19 protein-coding genes are annotated in these 21,027 nt (G+C 49.8%); 4 read left to right on the forward strand and 15 right to left on the reverse strand.

All coding sequences use genetic code 11. The features are described from left to right. Positions 1-39: 39 nt before the first annotated feature. Complete coding sequence (gene tpiA / locus AB3Y96_RS00445) at positions 40-807, reverse strand: triose-phosphate isomerase (RefSeq protein ID WP_025801482.1); 768 nt, start codon at positions 805-807, stop codon at positions 40-42. Between the two features lie 126 nt (positions 808-933). Next, on the reverse strand, positions 934-1,647 hold the full coding sequence (locus AB3Y96_RS00450; RefSeq protein WP_367300258.1) for a DUF1454 family protein: 714 nt from the start codon (positions 1,645-1,647) through the stop codon (positions 934-936). Positions 1,648-1,797: 150 nt separating this feature from the next. Here AB3Y96_RS00450 and AB3Y96_RS00455 point away from each other — a divergent pair, with 150 nt between their 5' ends. Further along, positions 1,798-2,229, forward strand: a complete 432-nt coding sequence (locus AB3Y96_RS00455; RefSeq protein ID WP_072308210.1) for a DUF805 domain-containing protein — start codon at positions 1,798-1,800, stop codon at positions 2,227-2,229. Positions 2,230-2,277: 48 nt separating this feature from the next. Here the strand turns inward: AB3Y96_RS00455 and fpr are convergent, their stop codons facing one another. Then, positions 2,278-3,024 (reverse strand): ferredoxin--NADP(+) reductase, encoded by a 747-nt coding sequence (gene fpr / locus AB3Y96_RS00460; protein WP_367298260.1) that lies wholly within the window; start codon positions 3,022-3,024, stop codon positions 2,278-2,280. 2 nt (positions 3,025-3,026) lie between these two features. Next, the gene (locus tag AB3Y96_RS00465; RefSeq protein WP_072308212.1) at positions 3,027-3,650 is read right to left on the reverse strand and encodes a metalloregulator ArsR/SmtB family transcription factor; all 624 of its coding nucleotides are present in this window, start codon (positions 3,648-3,650) and stop codon (positions 3,027-3,029) included. Positions 3,651-3,942: 292 nt separating this feature from the next. Here AB3Y96_RS00465 and emrD point away from each other — a divergent pair, with 292 nt between their 5' ends. Then, positions 3,943-5,127 carry a multidrug efflux MFS transporter EmrD gene (gene emrD / locus AB3Y96_RS00470; protein WP_025801477.1) on the forward strand — a complete coding sequence of 395 codons (1,185 nt, stop codon included), beginning with the start codon at positions 3,943-3,945 and terminating at the stop codon, positions 5,125-5,127. Positions 5,128-5,182: 55 nt separating this feature from the next. Here emrD and glpX read toward each other — a convergent pair whose 3' ends face one another. The 3 genes from glpX to AB3Y96_RS00485 all read right to left on the reverse strand — a co-directional run bounded on the left by glpX (position 5,183) and on the right by AB3Y96_RS00485 (position 9,296). Then, complete coding sequence (gene glpX, locus AB3Y96_RS00475) at positions 5,183-6,193, reverse strand: class II fructose-bisphosphatase (RefSeq protein WP_367298261.1); 1,011 nt, start codon at positions 6,191-6,193, stop codon at positions 5,183-5,185. A gap of 659 nt (positions 6,194-6,852) precedes the next feature. Next, positions 6,853-8,361: a glycerol kinase GlpK gene (glpK, locus tag AB3Y96_RS00480; protein WP_072308215.1), complete on the reverse strand. Its 1,509-nt coding sequence runs from the start codon at positions 8,359-8,361 to the stop codon at positions 6,853-6,855. An 89-nt stretch (positions 8,362-8,450) separates the two neighbouring features. Further along, positions 8,451-9,296: an MIP/aquaporin family protein gene (locus AB3Y96_RS00485; protein WP_367298262.1), complete on the reverse strand. Its 846-nt coding sequence runs from the start codon at positions 9,294-9,296 to the stop codon at positions 8,451-8,453. 520 nt (positions 9,297-9,816) lie between these two features. Here AB3Y96_RS00485 and zapB point away from each other — a divergent pair. Further along, a complete protein-coding gene (zapB, locus tag AB3Y96_RS00490) occupies positions 9,817-10,059 on the forward strand; it encodes a cell division protein ZapB (protein ID WP_025801471.1) in 243 nt (80 codons plus the stop codon). 73 nt (positions 10,060-10,132) lie between these two features. Here zapB and rraA read toward each other — a convergent pair whose 3' ends face one another. From rraA to priA, 7 genes are all read right to left on the reverse strand, one after another. After that, the gene (gene rraA, locus AB3Y96_RS00495) at positions 10,133-10,618 is read right to left on the reverse strand and encodes a ribonuclease E activity regulator RraA (protein WP_004094220.1); all 486 of its coding nucleotides are present in this window, start codon (positions 10,616-10,618) and stop codon (positions 10,133-10,135) included. A gap of 133 nt (positions 10,619-10,751) precedes the next feature. Next, positions 10,752-11,669 carry a 1,4-dihydroxy-2-naphthoate polyprenyltransferase gene (locus AB3Y96_RS00500; RefSeq protein ID WP_072308216.1) on the reverse strand — a complete coding sequence of 306 codons (918 nt, stop codon included), beginning with the start codon at positions 11,667-11,669 and terminating at the stop codon, positions 10,752-10,754. A 232-nt stretch (positions 11,670-11,901) separates the two neighbouring features. Continuing rightward, positions 11,902-13,233, reverse strand: a complete 1,332-nt coding sequence (hslU, locus tag AB3Y96_RS00505) for an HslU--HslV peptidase ATPase subunit (protein ID WP_072308217.1) — start codon at positions 13,231-13,233, stop codon at positions 11,902-11,904. Between the two features lie 11 nt (positions 13,234-13,244). Continuing rightward, positions 13,245-13,775 (reverse strand): ATP-dependent protease subunit HslV, encoded by a 531-nt coding sequence (gene hslV / locus AB3Y96_RS00510; protein WP_025801467.1) that lies wholly within the window; start codon positions 13,773-13,775, stop codon positions 13,245-13,247. 86 nt (positions 13,776-13,861) lie between these two features. Beyond that, the gene (gene ftsN / locus AB3Y96_RS00515) at positions 13,862-14,845 is read right to left on the reverse strand and encodes a cell division protein FtsN (protein WP_367298263.1); all 984 of its coding nucleotides are present in this window, start codon (positions 14,843-14,845) and stop codon (positions 13,862-13,864) included. 65 nt (positions 14,846-14,910) lie between these two features. Then, complete coding sequence (gene cytR / locus AB3Y96_RS00520; RefSeq protein WP_072308219.1) at positions 14,911-15,939, reverse strand: DNA-binding transcriptional regulator CytR; 1,029 nt, start codon at positions 15,937-15,939, stop codon at positions 14,911-14,913. Positions 15,940-16,217: 278 nt separating this feature from the next. Then, positions 16,218-18,413: a primosomal protein N' gene (gene priA, locus AB3Y96_RS00525; RefSeq protein WP_072308220.1), complete on the reverse strand. Its 2,196-nt coding sequence runs from the start codon at positions 18,411-18,413 to the stop codon at positions 16,218-16,220. Between the two features lie 258 nt (positions 18,414-18,671). Between priA and rpmE the strand changes: the two genes are divergently transcribed. Next, positions 18,672-18,887 (forward strand): 50S ribosomal protein L31, encoded by a 216-nt coding sequence (gene rpmE / locus AB3Y96_RS00530; protein WP_025801463.1) that lies wholly within the window; start codon positions 18,672-18,674, stop codon positions 18,885-18,887. 125 nt (positions 18,888-19,012) lie between these two features. Here rpmE and AB3Y96_RS00535 read toward each other — a convergent pair whose 3' ends face one another. Beyond that, the gene (locus AB3Y96_RS00535) at positions 19,013-20,740 is read right to left on the reverse strand and encodes a phosphoethanolamine transferase CptA (protein ID WP_072308221.1); all 1,728 of its coding nucleotides are present in this window, start codon (positions 20,738-20,740) and stop codon (positions 19,013-19,015) included. Between the last annotated feature and the right edge of the window lie 287 nt (positions 20,741-21,027).

Here is a 21,027-nt window from a genome sequence, read left to right on the forward strand (position 1 = left end):
GATGTCCGGGGTTTTTGCATTTAAAGCATAAAAAAGCGATTAGGCTTTTTTCGCTTCAGCTGCTGCTTTAACGATAACTGCGAAAGCGTCAGCTTTCAGAGATGCACCGCCAACCAGCGCGCCATCGATGTCTGGCTGGGTGAACAGCTCAGCAGCGTTAGCGGCATTCACAGAACCACCGTACTGAATGATCACTTCTTCAGCGGCTTCAGCGTTGTGTTTAGCGATATGATCGCGGATGAATTTGTGAACGGCCTGAGCCTGTGCTGGAGTTGCAGATTTGCCAGTACCGATTGCCCATACTGGTTCGTAAGCGATGACTGCACCTTTGAACACCTGAGCGCCCATGGTTTTCAGCACAGCGTCTAACTGACGCGCACAAACTTCCTGAGTTTTACCTGCTTCGTTTTCTGCGTCGGTTTCACCGATGCACAGAACAGGGATTAAACCTGCTTCTTTAACCGCTGCGAATTTCTCAGCAATGAACTCGTCGCTTTCTTTGTGGTAAGTACGACGCTCTGAATGGCCGATAATGATGTATTTAGCACCAACATCTTTCAGCATCTGAGCAGAGGTTTCACCAGTGAATGCGCCAGAAGCGTTGATGCCAACGTCTTGCGCACCCAGAGCGATACGAGAACCCGCCAGAGTATGTGCAGCCTGATCCAGATAGATAGTTGGTGGCGCGATAGCAACGTCACAGTTGGCCACTTCGCTCAGTTCGTTACGCAGCGCAAGGATCAGTTCGTTGACCATGTGGTGGCTGCCGTTGAGTTTCCAGTTGCCCATGACTAATGGTTGACGCATTTTCATTTCTCCAATTCGGGAACACATAATCGTAAAAGTCTGCCTTACGGCATTGTCTGTAAATCAGTATAGAAAGCTCGCGACTAAGAAGTTTTGTTTTCCATCATGAAATACGAAAGGATGCGATTAAGTTGCATTATCTGATAACGACAGCTTAATCGGTTCAACAGCGAAAGTAATACCTTTTTCTGCGCTATCTGACACCACATAGCGCAATGCCCCATCATTTTGGGCGAAATAGAGCTGACCTTTCCCTTTATTCAACAGCGAGGAGACCTTAGCGGTGCACTGATCAAAGGACAGTGTAGGCGAAAAATGACGCATGATGGCGGCCATATAATTTACAGCCAGCGCGCGTGATGCTTTGTCTTTGTCATCCGGCTTCACTGCTTTTTTATCCTCAGCTTTGCCGCTCTCTTTTTCGTCTTTTACTGGGGTGGGTGGGACATAGGTAATCTGTAAGCTTTTAATCTTGCCGGTGCCTTTTTCCAGCACCACCGAAGAGTAGAGCTCGTCGTTGATTTTGCTCGCCGCGCGGGTAATGGCTATTTCTTCATTTTTAACACTGATAGCACGGTATTCATTGATGATGAGCGTCGGATTTTCAATGTTGTACTTAGACCTGAACTCAACCAGCGTTAAATCAAACGTGGGCGCATTGGGGAGCAGATAAGGCGCCGCAGGGAGCTCGTCACTCAGGGAGTGCTTTTCATCTGATGCCGCATGGGTAGAAAAACTGATGGTGGAGGCCCATAGAAGCAGTATCGGTAAGAAGAAAACTTTGTTGGATGTGTAGCAACTCATTTTTTTCATTGTTGGTCTGATTTTCCAATCCACTATTCTGAATGCTGGTAATACACACGCCTGATACCTGATTAAAGCGTTTTAGGAGGGTGATTGTCAAAATTGTGTGCAAAATTCCCCGATGACTAATCGAGATAAGGTAGACTTTGCCGCCATTAGGTTTAATTACGTAGGTAACGTCGGAAAATGACCATTCAAAAATGGTGTTTCTCTTTTAACGGACGAATCGGGCGGCGCGATTTCTGGATTTGGATGGGATTGTGGGCGCTGCTTTTAGTGATTATTTTTTCCATTGCGGGAAGCGGTTGGGTTTCACTGCAAACGGCGGCATTTGGCTTAGTATTTTCTCTTTGGCCAACGGCTGCGGTGCTGGTGAAGCGTTTGCACGATCGTAATAAATCAGGCTGGTGGGCGCTTTTAGTGGTACTGGCATGGATGTTAGCCGCCGGAAATTGGAGCATGCTGGCCGAGATCTGGCAGTGGGGCGTTGGGCGTTTTATTCCTACGCTAATTGGCGTGATGGTGCTGATTGATTGCGGCTCATTCGTGGGAACAGAAGGTGATAACCGTTTTGGCCCAGAGCCTACGCCTGTCGATTTTAAGAACGCGGGGCGCTAAACCAAGAAAAGTGCCGGATAGTTTATCCGGCACTCGATCGTAGCGCGGTTACCAGTAATGCTCGCTGGTAATATGGCCTGGTTTACGGCGTAGATGCTTACGCATCCCACGCGTTTCCTTCAAGACCTGCTGGGTATCGCGGACCATCTGCGGATTGCCGCACAGCATAATATGGCTAGTGTCGGCATCAATTTTCAGCCCAACTGCGGCTTCCAGCGAGCCATCCTCAATTAACGCAGGAACTCGACCCTGCAGCGAACCCGCAGCATTCTCACGGCTCACCACGGTTTGAATCCGCAGTTTACCGTTATAACGCTGCTCAAGTTGTTGCATCAGCGGTAAATAGCTTAGGTCTTGTGCCAGACGAGCCGCATGAACCAAAACGATATTTTCAAAGCGTTCTAGGTCTTTGCCTTCCTGCAGAATCGACAAATACGGCCCCAGTGCAGTTCCTGTTGCGAGCATCCACAGCGTATTGCAGTCAGGCACCTCTTCCAGAACAAAGAAGCCTGCGGCCTCTTCTGTCACCTGTAAAGTATCTCCGGCCTGTAGGCTATGTAGGCGAGGGCTGAGCTTGCCATCAGGCACGGTCACCAGATAAAACTCTAAGTTACTATCGCTCGGCGCGTTGACGTAAGAGTAAGCGCGTTGCACGCGCTCACCGTTGATATCTAAGCCGAGTTTGGCAAACTGGCCAGCCGTAAAGGCTTTGACCGGTGCTTGCACCTGTATGCTGAACAGATTATCTGTCCAGTGTTGAACTTGAGTAATGGTTCCCGTTACCCATTCTGCCATGGTTACAACTCCCGAGGTGTAATGCGATATGCACAGCGGCGTGAGTTGGAAATAATATGCTCGACTCGGTCAATTTCATAGTTCGGCCCTAAAAGACGATGCAATAAACTCAGCTCTGAGTTGCATAAGTTACCGCAGTTGTGGGCTGCAACGCCAATCGGACAGTGGTTTTCGATCAGGACGACGGCATCGTCTTCGACTTCCAACTCGGCCATATAGCCATCGTTTTGGCGCAGGCGAGCTAAGGCCTGAAAGCGTTCCTCTCCTTCAGGATGCTTTTCAAGTTCGGTCGCGTAACGATTGAAGAGAGAGTCTTCGCGCACGTTAATGAGTTTGTCGACGCCTTCATCACCAAATAATTGCTGTGCAGCGCCAAGTAGCACGCGTGACAAGTCTTGATGACGGTCTGGGAATTGGCCGTGGCCCTTGGTGGTTAATGACCAATAACGCGTTGGGCGACCCACCTTGGTTCTGGCCTCTTCATAACAGACAAGCTCACGTTGCTCGAGCTGCTGTAAATGCTGGCGAATGCCCATAGTCGTGATAGCAATTCTATCTGCGAGCATTTTGGCTGATTGAGGGCCTAGGCTCTTCAACTGCAGCATAATCAGTTCTGGTGTCTTCATGACTCAAATCCTTTTGGAAAGTGGGTATATAGTTTAATAACTTATAAATCGCTATTAAATGATTAATATTCTCTATTTTTAATCTCGTCGCAGAAAGAACATAGGGCTGTAACTTTTTCTTTACGAGTTAGGTACTTTTATACGCCAAATCACCTCAGAATAAAGAACCTAACTCTCTCGTTTATTTAAACCAATCTGTTAGATTATGCGCCGATCTATGGATTTAACTTCCTGACTTTCACTAAGTGAATAGTTGATTATACTAATTTAATGCGTCGGCAAGCGTAAGATAATGAGAAAGCTCGAAAATTTTCATCTGTTAGTGATGTTGATTCTATTAGTCGCCGTTGGTCAGATGGCGCAAACCATTTATGTGCCTTCTATTGCCGATATGGCGCGCGATTTAGGCGTGCGTAGCGGTGCGGTACAGGGCGTGATGGCTGCTTATTTACTGACCTATGGTGGATCGCAGTTGATCTACGGCCCGATATCCGATCGAGTAGGGCGCCGTCCCGTTATTCTGCTCGGTATGGGGATTTTCATCGCAGGTGCGCTGTGGGCATTGCTGTCTACCAATTTGGACATGCTGATCATGGCGAGTGCCTTGCAAGGTATGGGGACTGGTGTTGCCGGTGTGATGGCACGAACCATGCCACGCGATCTTTACGAAGGGCCTTCTCTACGTTATGCCAATAGTCTATTAAACATGGGTATTCTGGTCAGTCCGCTGTTGGCGCCGGTAATCGGTGGCATGTTGGATTCGGTATTAGGCTGGCGTGCTTGCTATGGGTTCCTGCTGCTGCTTTGCGTTTGCGTCATGTTTTCGATGTATCGCTTTCTGCCAGAAACGCGCCCTGCCAACGCGCCGCGTAAGAATATGCTTGCTAGCTATAAGATGTTGCTGACCAACGGCTCGTTTGGTTGCTATCTGATTATGTTGGTCGGTGGACTGGCCGGGGTGGCTGTTTTTGAAGCTTGTTCTGGCGTCTTAATGGGCGGCGTATTAGGGCTTAGCGGTATTGTCGTCAGCATTCTGTTTATTCTGCCTATTCCAGCGGCCTTCTTTGGCGCTTGGTACGCAGGACGTCAGGGAAAAAGCTTCTCTACGTTGATGTGGCATTCGGTGATTAGCTGTTTGGTTGCTGGGTTTATGATGTGGATACCGGGTTGGTTTGGCATTATGAATATCTGGACGCTGGTTGTGCCTGCGGCGCTGTTCTTCTTTGGTGCCGGAATGCTGTTCCCATTGGCAACCACCGGTGCTATGGAGCCATTCCCATTCTTGGCCGGTGCGGCGGGTGCTTTAGTCGGGGGACTGCAAAACGTGGGTTCTGGCGCTATGGCGTGGTTTTCAGCACTGTTGCCTCAGACGGGGCAATTCAGCCTAGGTATGTTAATGACGGCGATGGGCGTGATGATCCTGCTTTGCTGGCTGCCGCTGGCGCATAAAATGCAGCAGCAAGGGCATATGGCGTAGTCGTTGAAATAACATCGTTCAGCCTCCTCAAGAACGGGAGGCTGAACGAGCGAAACTAGATAATCAATTCGCAGATCTTCGGATCTTTACGGTCCAGATAATGCGTTGAGCGAATGCGGCGAATGGTGCGCGACTTACCACGAATCAGCAGCGTTTCCGTTGTCGCCATATTGCCTTTACGATAAATCCCTTCCAGCAAATCGCCCTTAGTGATCCCCGTTGCGGAGAACACCACGTTATCGTTACGCGCCATTTCATCCAGACGTAGTACTTTGCCGGCTTCAATACCCATTTCAGCGCAGCGCTTCAGCTCCTGCTCGCCTAAAGCACGGTTTTCCGGTGTATCGCCTTTTACGTCGTGACGTGCCAGCAGGCGTCCATGCATATCGCCATCCAGAGCACGAATAACGGCGGCTGATACCACGCCTTCAGGTGCACCGCCAATGCCATACATCACATCGACTTCGCTTTCAGGCATGCAGGTCAGAATTGAAGCGGCAACATCGCCGTCAGGAATGGCAAAAACTTTAACACCCATCGCCTGCATTTCCGCAATAACGGCATCATGGCGAGGTTTTGCCAGCGTGATGACGGTTAGTTCATGCAGGGGTTTTGCCAATTTTTCAGCGACTAAACGTAGGTTTTCGGCCAATGGGCGATTTAAATCGATAGCGCCTTTAGCTTGGGGCCCAACGACTAGCTTTTCCATATACATATCTGGCGCGCGTAAAAACGTACCTTTATCACCGACAGCCATCACGGCGAGCGCATTTGATTGCCCCATGGCCGTCATGCGAGTGCCTTCGATAGGATCTACCGCGATATCAACCTGATCGCCGCTGCCGGTACCGACACGCTCGCCGATATATAACATTGGCGCTTCATCGATCTCGCCTTCGCCGATGACGATTTCCCCGTCGATATCGACCTGATTGAGCATAATACGCATCGCATTTACGGCAGCGCCGTCGGCGGCATTTTTGTCACCACGACCTAACCATTTATAACCTGCCAGTGCTGCGGCTTCTGTGACGCGGGAGAACTCGATGGCTAATTCACGTTTCATTGTCGATCCGTATTGGTTACTGAAAGTTTGAAGGATAAAGACGGGAGGGGATTTTAGCACAAGGTGAGTGGGGGAATTGGAAAACGATTGCATGGGCTTCATTGCTGCTGCCTTCCACACACTGTGGGACTGTGCAGGCGTCTGTATGAGCAGCGGTTTTCTATCATCTATGATAAAACGGTGAAGGGTTTCGTCCGCCAATTAGCAAATTTGTTTCCATGAAACCGCTGGCGTAGGCGTCCGATGAGAGCCCCGTTGCGCGGGGGCTCTCAACTCGCGCGCTTTTTACCGAGCTGTTTGCCCGACCGGTCTCGGAGCGCACGTCCTGTGCGCCCTCAACCTGCCACCAGCATCCCTGCTGGCGGCTCTAAAATGCATTTCATCTAACACGGAAAAGACAAAAGACATTTAGTCTTCTTATCTTTTAATTTGTTTAAGTTTTGGTAGTGAGAGCAGTAGAAACAGGATGTTTCTACTAGGGGAGGAGGCGCCAAGGATGGCGCATGCCGACCCGATGCGGAGATGGCGTCGCGGACAAAAGCGCGAGGATTGAAGGGGCGCGCGCTGGCGCCCCTCATCGGTCGCCTACGCCAGCGGTTGCAGAAAAACACAACGGCTAGCGGGCGAACGAAACCTTACACCTTAGCTTTATATAAATATCAATCGTGCTCTTCCCACGCTTGAGCACGCGCCACCGCTTTTTTCCAGCCGCTGTAACGGTAGTTACGTTCCACGGTTTCAATACTTGGGCGGAATTCGCGCTCGATAGTTGCCTTGCTGCGCAGTTCTTCCAGATCGCTCCAGAAACCAACGGCTAGGCCAGCCAGATAAGCGGCACCCAACGCGGTGACTTCTAGCACCGCAGGGCGCTCAACACGCGTACCCAGGATGTCAGACTGGAACTGCATCAGGAAGTTGTTGGCAACGGCACCACCGTCCACACGTAGCGCTTTCAGGCGAGTACCGGAGTCTGCCTGCATGGCGTCCAGCACATCACGAGTTTGATAGGCGATAGATTCCAACGTTGCACGAATGATGTGGTTGCCGTTAACGCCGCGGGTTAGACCGAAGATAGCGCCACGCGCATACGGGTCCCAATACGGTGCGCCCAAACCGGTGAAGGCCGGAACAACGTACACGCCGTTACTGTCTTTCACTTTCGTAGCAAAGTATTCAGAGTCGGCTGCATCGTTGATAAGTTTCATCTCATCGCGTAGCCATTGAATAGATGCACCACCGATAAATACCGCACCTTCCAGCGCATAGTTAACTTCACCGCGTGGGCCACAGGCGATGGTCGTCAATAGACCGTGCTTAGAAGGAACCGCTTCTTTACCCGTATTCATCAGGAGGAAGCAGCCAGTGCCATAGGTATTTTTCGCCATGCCTTCCTGAACACACAGCTGGCCATAAAGTGCCGCCTGCTGGTCACCCGCGATGCCCGCGATTGGAATACGTGTTCCGCCTTTACCACCGATGTTGGTTTGCCCATAGATTTCTGACGATGGGCGTACGGTTGGCAGCATTTCGCGAGGGATATCCAGCGCTTCCAGCATGCGATCATCCCACTCAAGCGTGTGGATGTTGAACATCATGGTACGCGAGGCGTTGGTGTAATCGGTGACGTGAACACGTCCCTGCGTCATTTTCCATACCAGCCATGTATCCACGGTACCGAACAGCAGCTCGCCGCGCTTTGCACGCTCACGCGAACCTTCAACGTGATCCAGAATCCATTTTACTTTGGTACCGGAGAAATACGGGTCAACCACTAAGCCTGTATTGTGGCGAATGTACTCTTCCATACCTGCTTTTTTCAGCTTTTCGCAAATGTCAGCGGTACGGCGGCATTGCCAGACGATAGCGTTATAAATTGGCTTACCGGTTTCTTTTTCCCACACGATGGTGGTTTCACGCTGGTTGGTGATACCGATACCGGCGATTTGATCTGAACTAATATCTGCCTTCGCAAGAACTTCGACCAGAGTAGAACTTTGCGTCGCCCAAATCTCCATTGGGTCATGTTCAACCCATCCTGCTTTTGGATAGATTTGCTCAAATTCACGCTGAGAGACGCTGATGATATTAGCGTCATGATCCAGTACCACGGCACGAGAGCTGGTGGTTCCTTGGTCGAGCGCGACGATGTATTTTTTTTCGGTCGTCATAACATTAATCCTGCGTTGATGAACTGAAAACGACATGGTGTCTCAAAGAGATGAAAACCGGCGCAGACATTGCCAACGCCGGTGAATGACTAAGCCTTACGCTGTTCGGGTTTCACTGCTGGCTCATCTTCTAAATTGCATACGTCACATGGCAAGTGGCGGCCAATTAATGAGCGGTAACCGAAGGCACCAATACATGCGCCGACGATTGGGCCAAAGATAGGTACTAAGAAGTATGGAATATCACGGGCACCCGTAAAGGCCACTTCCCCCCATCCTGCCAGATAGGCAAAGATTTTAGGGCCAAAGTCACGCGCTGGATTTAGGGCAAATCCGGTTAGTGGCCCCATGGATGCACCGATAACAGCAATCAGGATACCGATCAACAGCGGCGCTAATGGGCCACGCTGAATACCGTTACCGTCATCGGTAAGGGCGAGGATCAAGCACATCAGAATGGCAGTAATCACGGTTTCAACCAAGAATGCTTGTCCCACCGAGATATGTGGATTTGGATAGGTTGAGAATACGCCCGCCTGATCTAAGCTGGCTACGCTGCCGCGAACGATGTGGTTGGCTTGTTCGAAATCGACAAACAGGTTGTGATATAAGCCATACACTAACGCTGCTGCGCAAAATGCACCTGCGATCTGCGCGATGATATAAGGCACAACCTTACGTTTATCGAAGCAGGCAAATAGCCATAACGCGATGGTCACTGCAGGGTTAAGGTGTGCACCGGAGATCGCAGCGGTCAGGTAAATGGCCATAGCAACACCTAGGCCCCAAATGACGCTTATTTCCCACTGACCAAAACTTGCGCCCGCCAGCTTGAGTGCGGCTACGCAGCCACATCCAAAAAATATCAGCAACGCGGTGCCGAGAAATTCAGCGATGCATTGCCCTTTTAACGTTGAACTAGCTGTTTGGCTCATGACTTGATGTCCTAACGACGAATTATTGTAGGGAGTAAGGATCAGCCCTTATCTATTTTTTCTGGGCCTGATGTAAATTTATCGTTAACGAGCAAAAACGAGAAATAGCGAAATCAAAATGTGTGTGCTTCGTCATAAAAATGAGTGAAACCGCGCATTTAGTGCTCTTTTAGCGATATTTTTTTGTGATCTGACCACTGACACAGATCATGGTGACACGATTTTGTAAAATAATTGTGAAATCAACGTCGTAGTGAAAAATGCTTTTTTTAGGGATTTGCTGATAGGCAGAAGGTGCGAATTTGTTACAGACTGCACTTTGCCTCAGTATCGCGCTAGACAGTAGAGAATGGGGTACATACAATCGGAGTTGAAACGAATTTATTGCGCAGTGGCTTGCGCGCCTTGGGGTGACAGCAGCCGTTGTGTTTATGGGCGCAACTATATTTTCGCAGTGGGTGCTAAAGAAACGCACTCACTACAGCAGATGTACGCCTGGCTATGATAAGGGGACAGAAGAATGTCATTTGAAGTATTTGAAAAATTGGAAGCAAAAGTTCAGCAGGCGATTGATACCATTACGCTGTTGCAGATGGAAATCGAAGAGCTGAAAGAACAGAACACTCAACTGAATCAAGAAGTTCAGCAAGCCGCTGGCTCTCGTGAGTCTTTGGTGCGTGAAAACGAACAGCTTAAAGAAGAACAAACTGCATGGCAGGAGCGCCTGCGCTCTTTGTTAGGCCGCATGGATGAAGTTAACTAAGTTATCTTTGTTCATGGTTTAGATATAAAAAAGGCGCTCAATGAGCGCCTTTTCTCACAAAGAAAGCGATGGATTATTCAAGATCCAACGGTTCTTCGGAAAGAATAATACCGGTGTTATCAGCATACAGATGATCGCCGGAGAAGAAGGTCACGCCGCCGAAGTTGACGCGAATATCGCTTTCGCCGATGCCTTCTCCATCTGCGCCAGCAGGAATCGCCGCCATTGCTTGAATACCGATATCCAGCTCCTCAAGGTCATCGACCTGACGAACGGCACCGTAAACTACAATGCCTTCCCACTCATTTTGAGTAGCAAGACGAGCCAGTTCCGCGTTGATTAAAGCACGACGCACAGAGCCGCCGCCGTCGATGACCATCACGCGTCCACGCCCGTTTTCTTCCAGCAGTTCATAGAGCAGGCCGTTATCCTCAAAGCATTTCACCGTAGTGATCTGCCCGCCAAACGAAGTACGCCCACCAAAGTTGGAGAACAACGGTTCTACTACATTCACATCTTCATGATAAATGTCGCATAGTTCGGAAGTATCGTATTTCATAGGATTAACGTCTGTTTGCCGCAGGGAGGTCTAGTATATCCCCTTATGCATGTTGTTTGCAAAAACACCAATTGTTAAATATGGCTAAACGCGGCGCTGGCGCACGTTTTGCGCGCCAGCGAAAAGAAGGGAATTAGCTGAGCACGGTGCCGATGGCGAATAAGACGTTGGCTAGTAAGGCACTTTTCACCATGTTTTCTAGCATTGGTCGCATTGCTTCTGGCGTGCGGTGCGTGAAAACGTAGCGGCCATGCTTATACAGCATGGGGATAGCGAGAACGAACAGCCAGCCAAAGGCGCTTTTGAGATTTACCAAGGCGAACAGTGCTAGGCATACTACGGCGCCAACCAGTAAAGCGACGTGGTAGACGCGTGCCTTGATGGGCCCGAGACGCACGGCAAGCGTGTTTTTGCCATTCATCGCATCGTTTTCGATATCGCGCAGGTTATTGATATTCAAAACCGCAGTGGCTAAGAAGCCACAGGCGGTGGCAGGCAGCATGACGACGCTGTCAAAAGTCCCCGCCTGCAAATAGTACGTGCCTGCTACGCTGAGCCAGCCAAAGAACACCAGCACAGAAATATCGCCTAAGCCCATATAGCCATAAGGACGAGTACCTACGGTGTAAGTAATAGCGGCGACGATGGCCATTAAACCTAAAGCCAAAAATCCGATGATATCTTGTGGCTTCTGGCAGGCGACGGCAATTAATGCGATACCGGATAAAATGGTGATGACTACGGTAATGCCTAGCGCACGTTTCATCTGCGCTTGGGTAATTACGCCTTTTTGCATACCGCGTAGTGGCCCAATTCGCTCTTCGGTATCGCTGCCTTTCACGGCATCGCCATAGTCATTGGCGAGGTTGGAGAGTATTTGCAGCATCGCCGCCGTCAGCAGCGCAAGCAGTGCAATTTCGACCTTAAAGGTATGTTGCCAAGCTGCAATGGCAGAACCTGTGACAATGGATGCCAAAGCCAGCGGCAAGGTACGCAGGCGCAAACTTTCCAACCAGGCGCGTGGCCTGCTAATCGTTGTTGATGAACTCATTATTCGCTTCAGTCGCTCAGGGGATCCCATCGTGAAATATTCGGGTGAGGGTTCCAGTTAAGGTCGGTAATCTACCATATTTTATCAAATGGATATTGTATACCCGTTATCCGTGATGCTGCCTTGGCGTTAGCCGTGTCGTGCAATGCCAATAGTTTAGGGTATAGACGTAAAAAAGGGAGGCCAAAGCCTCCCTTTTACGACAACCGATAGGGACGGTTCTTAAAACGAATTATAGAATAAACCGGCTCAGATCTTCATCTGCAACGAGCTCATCAAGATGATTACGTACATATTCCGCATCAATCGTCACTGTTTGACCGCTCATTTCGCTGGCTTCGAAGGAAATTTCTTCGACCAGACGTTCCAGAATGGTATGTAAGCGACGCGCACCGATATTTTCTGCGCTTTCGTTAACTCGCCATGCCGCTTCAGCAATATGGCGTACGCCGTCAGCGGTAAAGTTAATGCTCAGACCTTCAGTTGCCATTAACGCCTGATACTGCTCTGTCAGGGACGCGCTTGGCTCAGTCAGGATACGTTCGAAGTCTTCTGTCGTCAGCGCCTGTAGTTCAACGCGAATTGGCAGACGGCCCTGAAGTTCTGGGATCAGATCCGATGGGCTGGATACCTGGAATGCACCAGAAGCAATAAACAGAATGTGATCGGTTTTCACCATGCCGTGCTTGGTGGAAACGGTGCAGCCTTCAATCAGAGGCAACAGGTCACGTTGAACCCCTTCGCGGGAAACGTCTGGGCCTGAGGATTCACCGCGTTTACAGATTTTGTCGATCTCATCGATAAATACGATACCGTTTTGCTCAACGGCGTGAATCGCCTGCTCTTTCAGCTCTTCTGGATTAACCAGTTTTGCGGCTTCTTCTTCAATCAGTAGCTTGAACGCTTCTTTGATTTTGATTTTGCGCGCTTTCTGCTTTTGCCCACCCAGGTTTTGGAACATGGATTGCAGCTGGTTGGTCATTTCTTCCATGCCAGGAGGAGCCATGATTTCAACGCCAACCGGTGAAGCGGCTAATTCTAATTCGATTTCTTTATCATCAAGCTGACCTTCACGCAGTTTCTTGCGGAAGCTCTGGCGCGCAGCGGATGGCTCGGCGCTTTGCTCGGCCTGACCCCAGTTGTTTTTTGCTGGTGGGATCAAGACGTCCAGAATACGCTCTTCGGCCATTTCTTCGGCGCGATAGCGGTTCTTTTCGATGGACTGCATGCGCACCATTTTCATGGCAGAGTCAGTTAAATCGCGGATGATAGAGTCAACTTCTTTACCCACATAGCCCACTTCTGTGAACTTGGTGGCTTCAACCTTGATGAACGGGGCGTTGGCTAATTTAGCCAGACGGCGGGCGATTTCGGTTTTACCGACGCCGGTTGGGCCGATCATCAGAATATTTTTTGGTGTCACTTCATGACGCAGCTCATCGTTGAGCTGCATACGACGCCAGCGGTTACGCAGGGCAATTGCCACGGCGCGTTTTGCCGAGTGTTGGCCAATGATGTAGCTGTCGAGTTCGCTGACAATTTCGCGTGGGGTCATCTCAGACATGTTTGGAGTCCTTACGCTTTGGAGTCTAATTCTTCAATGGTGTGGAACTGATTGGTGTAGATACAGATATCACCAGCTATACCCAGCGCTTTATCAACGATTTCGCGGGCACTCAGTTCTGTGTTTTCTAGCAATGCGCGAGAGGCTGCCTGAGCATACGGGCCGCCGGAACCTATCGCGATTAAATCATTTTCAGGCTGAATAACGTCACCGTTGCCGGTGATGATGAGGGAGGCGTTTTCATCCGCGACGGCCAGCAGCGCTTCGAGTTTGCGCAGCATGCGGTCGGTGCGCCAGTCTTTGGCAAGCTCAACGGCGGCTTTAACCAAATGTCCCTGATGCAGTTCCAGTTTACGTTCAAAGAGTTCGAACAGGGTGAAGGCATCTGCGGTGCCACCAGCAAATCCGGCAATAACACGGTCGTTATAGAGACGACGCACTTTACGAACATTACCTTTCATCACGGTATTGCCCATGGTCGCCTGACCATCACCACCGATCACCACTTTACCGTTGCGGCGTACGCTTACTATTGTTGTCACGAGCAGACCCCCGTAGCTGACGAAATAAGAACCCCACACTTTTGTGTGGGGGCATTGTCAGATAGATGGGGGGGATATTTTGCTTTTCAACCCCCGACGGAGAGGGCAATACAGCCAGACATTCCATCACCCTTCAATCGTTGCAGCATTTTGTCTGCTGAAGCGCGGCTGGTGTATGGGCCTAACAGAACGCGATTCCAGCCACCGCCAGCGGTAATACGGCTTTCAACGCCGCCGAAGGCAAGCTGGGCTCTGACTGATTCGGCCTGATCGGTGCTGCGGAATGAGCCACATTGCACCATCCATTTCTGCGTGTTTTCTTTTTCAGGTGCTTTCTCTGGCGCTTTTTCTGTTTTGGTCTCTTTTGCTGGCGCAGGTTGTTCTGCCACGCTGGTTACCGGAGCCGGTTTTTCTTTATGCGGCTGTTGAACCGGTGGCTGAGTCGTTTGCACTGGCGGTGCTGTACGCACAGGGCGTGCCGGTTCAGCGGTGGTTTGGCGAGGCTGAGAAGGTGCCGTATTTTGCTGAGAGAACGGATTGCGCGGCTGTGAATTAGTGACCGGCTGTTGTTGCTGGGTATAGGTTTGATCCGGCATCCGGCTATTTTGTGGCGCACGACGCGCGATCTGCGTTTGATCGTTATACGGCACTTCAGACAACTGAGTTGGCTGTTGACGCATATCAGACTGCATTTGGTCAAGAAGCTGGCGCTGTTCTGCGGTTAGCTGTGGCTGCTGCGTAGGTGCAGTGGCTGCGCTACTGGTGGGATCTGTAGGCGTAGCAACGCCAACCTGACGATTCTCAAGTTCTTTGATGTAACGCCAGCGCTCTTCCGGTTTAGGAGGAAGTCCATTACCCGCATGTTTTGCCTGCGTCGGTAACAGTTCATCACTGTCTGGCTTATGGTGAGTCAGGAAATAAAGGCCGGCAGCGAAAGTCACTAAAACCCCCAAGGCGATAACCACCATGGTTTTAGATATACCCCGAGATGATTTTTTCTTTTTCCGGGTATTGGTTTTGCGCTTCGCTCCTGATGAGCGGCCCCGGCTCACATAGTCTCTTTGTGCCACTGTCTTTTCGCTACATCGTGATTTTGAATTAAGAGCGCCATGTTACTGAACTCATCCCAATTTAACTAGCGTTTCGGCGCAGATGTACTTCCTCTGACGATAAATTCGCTGTCTAACAGTCTTGAACCGCTAACCACGGAGCGACTGTGAAGCTGTTCTAACAGTAATAACATCGCTTCTCGGCCAATTTGGTAGCGTGGTTGAGAAACGGTGGTCAGCGGAGGATCGCAGTACTGTGCCTGCTTTATATCGTCAAAACCGACTAGAGAAACGTCATCGGGTACGCGTAATCCCATGCGCTTGGCTTGAGAAAGCGCGCCAATTGCCATCACATCACTATGGCAGAAAATAGCCGTTGGTGGCTGTGGCAGCGACATCAGAGCATGCATGGCCTGTGCGCCAGCCTCATAGGTAAAGTCGCCGCGCTCAACAAAACTTTTCTCTTCCGCAATACCACAACGGCGTAATGCCTGAATATAGCCACGCAGGCGATATTTACTCAGTGGCATACTTTCAGGGCCAGCAATACAGGCAATACGATGATGACCAAGCTCATGTAGATATAGCACCGCCTCAAAGGCAGCGGTGAGGTTGTCGATATGGACAGTAGGAAGTTCAAGTTCTGGAGCGAACTCGTTGGCCATCACCATCGGTGGCAAATTTTTCTGTTCTTCTTTGCTGGCATCAAAAGGAACGTTCGAGCCGAGCAGCAGCATGCCGTCGATTTGTTTGGTGATGATGAGGTTGACGAAGGTTTTTTCCTGCTGCTGTTGCTGAGCGCAGTCGCCTAGCAAGACTAAATATCCATGCTCGGCGGCGGTGCGTTCCACGCCCTGAATCACTTCGGCAAAAAAAGGATCGCAGATATCAGGCACAATCACCAGAATCGTGCGCGATTCATTTCGTTTTGAACTACGGGCCAGCGCATGCGGAGAGTAACCAACGGCTAATACAGCCTGTTCAACTTTTTGTCGGGTGGATGCAGAGACTTTCTCGGGGTTCATCAATGTTCGTGAAACGGTGGCCGTTGAGACACCGGCGTGTTCAGCCACATCTTTCATGGTGGCAGCAGACATGCTTTGCTTCTCTTCCAACGCTGTTCTCCTTGCGTCTGGCGAAACGCCGACGCGGCGAGTGTTGCTCGTCCTGTTTTACTGAATGAAAACCAGCTTCCTTGCGTCATCCCAAATTTATTGCCTGGAATGCTCATACCAGTTCATGAATTACCATATGGATCACATTTTAAACAGAATGCACCCTGCTGTTGTTACCTAATTTGCATGAGAAATGTGACCTAGATAGATTTTTTAGATCGGGATCGCAAATCATCATTTTTATCTCTCTGTCTGATGGTCTTTCTCATCAAGACAGATCAGTTATCGGTAGGGTCAACGTCCACTGTCCATTTTACTTTTTTCACCGTTGGCAATGTGCCAATTAGTGGCAGTGTGCTTTTAACAATTTTCTGTAAACGAGCACGAGACGGATGCTGAAGCAGCAACTGCCAGCGGAATCTCCCTCCGCGTTTGGGTTGCAGAGCGGGAACTGGCCCCAGTATCCAAAATGATTCATCACGCAGCGGGCTAGCTTCTAATAAATTTCTTAATTGCTGCAAAAACTGAGGTGCATTTTGGTTATCGTGATCGTCGGCGCGTACCATGATGTGGCTTGTGTATGGGGGAAGAAATACGCTTTTGCGCTCTTTTAAGGCCTGTTCGGCAAACGCGTCATAGCCTTGATTAAGCAAGGTAAGCAGTAAAGGATGCTCTGGGTGATGGGTTTGTAATATCACTTCGCCCTGTTTCCCTGCACGGCCTGCGCGCCCTGATACCTGCGTATAGAGCTGAGCAAAGCGTTCTGCGGAGTGAAAATCAGCGGAAAACAGCGCACCGTCTACGTCAAGCAAAGCAACCAGCGTGACGTTAGGAAAGTGATGGCCTTTCGCCAGCATTTGGGTACCGATCAAAATACGAGCACCGCCGCGGTGTACTTCAGCTAATTGTTGCTCTAATGCGCCTTTGCGGCTGGTGGTATCGCGGTCAATGCGGGTAATCGGCGTATCAGGGAAAAGCGCCGTGAGCTCGGTTTCTAATTGCTCTGTTCCTAGCCCAACAGGCACCAAATTGGTGGTGCCACACTGCGGGCACTGGCGTGGGATTGGCTTTTGGCTGTCGCAATGGTGGCAGCGTAAATGGTGTTGCTGCTGATGCAGCGTGTAGTAATGATCGCATCGCTGACATTCGGCAATCCAGCCACATTCGTGGCACAGCAGCGCTGGAGCAAAACCTCGGCGGTTTAAAAATAAAATCACCTGATTGCCTGCATCAACGTGTTGTTTCATTCGTTGTAGCAAGGGTTGTGCAAGACCTGCTTTTAGCGGCAGGCCTTTTAAATCAAGCAAGTGCTGGGTAGCAGGCTTTGCGTTTCCCGCTCGCTGCGTGAGGCGTAAGCGGCGGTATTTCCCTAATTCAACGTTATGCAACGTCTCTAAAGCGGGTGTAGCCGAACCAAGTACGATGGGAATATCTTCCTGATGTGCACGGAATACGGCTAAATCACGTGCGTGGTAGCGCCAGCCTTCCTGCTGCTTATAAGAACCATCGTGTTCTTCATCAATGATGATCACGCCTAAGCGAGCAAAGGGCGTAAATAGCGCTGAGCGCGTCCCGATAACGATGGCGCTTTCGCCGTTGCGCGCGCGCAGCCAAGCGGCGAGGCGTTCGCTGTCGTTTAAACCAGAGTGAAGAACGTCGACCGGTGCGTTGAAACGTTCTCTGAAACGGGCAATGGTTTGCGGGGTGAGTCCTATTTCAGGCACTAAAACCAGCGCTTGGCGGCCCTGTGCCAGAATATTTTCGATGACGCTTAAGTAAACCTCGGTTTTACCAGAACCCGTGACGCCCGCCAGCAGCCATGCGCTGAACTGGTTGTCTTCACTACGAATCGCGCCCACGGCGGTGGCTTGCTCGGTGTTGAGCTTTAGGCGTTCACCGTTTACCGCGTAGTTTTTGCGCCAGTCTTGAAGCTCTGGCGACTCAGCGCGTAATTCGGCTAGCCCTTTGGCTTTGATGCTTTGCAACGCGGCATCGGTTAGGTCGCATTCAACCACCTGATGGCGGTACAGAGGGCGCTGCAACAACATGGCGAGTGCCTGTTGCTGTTTGGGGGCGCGTTTGAGCGATTCAGGCAAGGTTGCTTTACCCTGTTCCGTGATCACCCACTGCCAGAGCTGTCCATGCTGGGCGGGTTTCCCCTGACGTAGCATCACCGGTAGCGCATGAAATAAAACCTCGCCGATCGGGTAATGATAATAGTCTGCCGCCCAGCGCAGCATGTGCCACATGCGTGAGGAAAATAGCGATTCATCGTCAATGATATGGTGAATTGACTTTAAATTTTCGAGCGGCAGTTCGCTGTGCTCGCTAACCCCGGTGATAATGCCGATCATTTTACGCTGTCCAAAAGGCACACTGACCCGCACACCCACGGCAGGTTTCACCCCTGCGGGCAGAAGGTAATCGAAGGTGCGTGGCAATGGAACGGGTAAAGCTACGTGAGCGACCGACATGTTTTATCCTGCTTCTAAATGTATGCGTAGTTTACATGCAGGGTGGGGGGAGTGGATCAGTTTAATTGATATCGCTGCTTTTACGTGTCGTAATAGAAGATGAATAAAGCCACTTGCAATTCGATTGCGGTGGATGTTTTATCTCTGTATAATTCGCCGCCTTTGATAGTCTTTTTTATCAAACCAAATTTATCAACCACGCGTGGTGTCTGGCGGAATAGGGCTGGATAGCGACGCGGCCTTAACTGAGGTTATCCCATGAAACAAGGTATCCACCCGAACTACGTTGCAATCACTGCAACTTGCTCTTGCGGCAACGTGATTAAAACTCATTCTACCGCAGGTCACGACCTGAACTTGGACGTATGTGGTAACTGCCACCCGTTCTATACTGGCAAGCAGCGTGATGTTGCTACCGGTGGTCGTGTTGACCGCTTCAACAAGCGTTTCAGCGTACCAGGCACTAAGAAGTAATTCTTTTTGCTCAAGAAAAAGGCACCTAAGGGTGCCTTTTTTGTTGCCTGAAATTCAGTGAAAGAGGCGCAATAATAAAAAAAGCCTCTTCGAGAAGAGGCTTTTTCACTTTTACTGATGACCTACTACTGATTACCTACCTGATCGCCATACGGCAATTTATCGTAATCGTGCAGACCTTTTTTCACATACGGGTTGCCGATCCAACGTGTTGTTTCCACGAAGCTCGGATTGACCAAGCTTCTCTCAGGATTAAACAGGTCGTATTTCAAACCGGCCATGTCAGACCATGTATGAATCAGCTCAGAGCTGCTGTATTTACGATCGGTCATGGAAGCAAAGTCACGCGGATGCGCTTGCTGCCAGCTTGGTGATGTCCACAGAATGAACGGGATGCTGTACATATGGCGTGTTGGCGCCGCTTCGTTGCGTCCCTGAATATTGTGTGGTGGAGTGTCATACACTTCCTCACCGTGGTCAGAGAAATACAGCAGGAAACCGTTAGGTTTCGTTGCCGAGTAATCTTTGATCAGGCTAGAAACCACGAAGTCGTTGTACAGGTTAGCGTTGTCATACTCGTTATAAGAGTCAATCTGATCTTGGCTTAAACCTGGTGGTACGCCTTCAGCGTTATTAAACTTATCAAATCCTTCTGGATAGCGGAATTTGTAGTTAATGTGCGTACCCAGCAGATGTACCACGATAAATTTCTTCGGCGCAGGATCGGCCATCACTTCTTTAAATGGCTTCAGCACGTCGCCGTCGTATTGGCGGGCACTCTGCGTACGCTGCTGGTTCAGGTAAAACTGCTTATCTGTCTGCTGAGAGAACAGGGTTAGCATGGTATTGCGCTTGGTCATGGTTTGCTGGTTAGTGATCCAGAAGGTTTTGTAGCCAGCCTGCTTCATCATGTTCATCAATGAAGGTTGGGTTAGATACAGATCTGGATTCTTCTCGTTAGCGAACGTCAGAGCCTGCTGCAAAATCTCGATGGTATAAGGACGAGAAGTTACCACGTCGTTAAACACGGTTAGATTCTTGTCAGTTTTATGAATTTCATCCAGCTGTGGCGTGGTTTCACGCGGATAGCCGTACAGGCTCATATGGCCGCGCTGAGTTGATTCACCAATCACCAGAACCAACGTACGTGGCGCACTGCCGCTGGTATCGGTGAGGTTTGCGAGCGGAGGCAATGCGCTGTTTTCTTTCATCAGCGCCTGCAGACTCGCAAGCTGGTTACGATATTCGAAATAGCCGGTGATCATTTGCCATGGAGCCGCGGGCTCCATACGTGACGTCAGACTTGGTAAAGAATCTACAAACGAACGTTTCTTGATCACCATGTTATAGGCCAGCGGATTAACGATCAGGCCATAGAAGATCGCGGCTGGAATAACATAACGCCAGAATGATGGGATATACACCGGGCGTACGCGAGTCCATAAGAACGCGCAGACAACGGTATAAGCCAGCAATAGGAGCGCAAGATGAAGGCTGAAATATTGACTGAAGTACTCTCCGGCTTCGCTGGTATTCGATTCAAACATCACAAACAGGACGCTTTGGGAAAACTCTTGTCCGTAGATGATGTAATAGCCCAAGGAGCACAGAGAGGCTGCCCATAAAATAATGCCAATAACCGCAGCAATAATGCGGGTTTTATTTGGGAATAAAAATACAGGAATTAGCCAAAGGGAGCTGTACAGCAGAGAATCTCGAATGCCGTTGGAGCCACTGTATCCAGTTACGAGGATTACAGCCTGAAGAACTGTAGAGAAAAACCAAAAGAACAACAGAAGCCAGAATAACGCTTTCCAGCTGAATGCCTTATCTGCGTTTGAAGATGAAATCATATTATTTCAGCCTATCAGAGAATATCACCGCGGGGATGTTAATCATCTAACCTTAAAGGAACCTTAGTTTTTATTAACGGATTAAGTAAACCGCAATAAACATGTGTCTCAGAATTAACGAACAACGAGTAAGCGCTGCAATAAAACCGGACGATACTAGCAATATTATTTTTTCGTAACAATAGATGCTAATTTTTAATAAAAGTTCGTTATGTATTGTGATTTTTCATTGAAGGAAAGTATTACGTACAGTTGTTTGGCGAGGACTTGAATGATCTGAGGGGGCG

It is taken from the genome of Hafnia alvei, assembly GCF_964063325.1.
Taxonomy (GTDB): Bacteria; Pseudomonadota; Gammaproteobacteria; order Enterobacterales; family Enterobacteriaceae; genus Hafnia; species Hafnia alvei_B.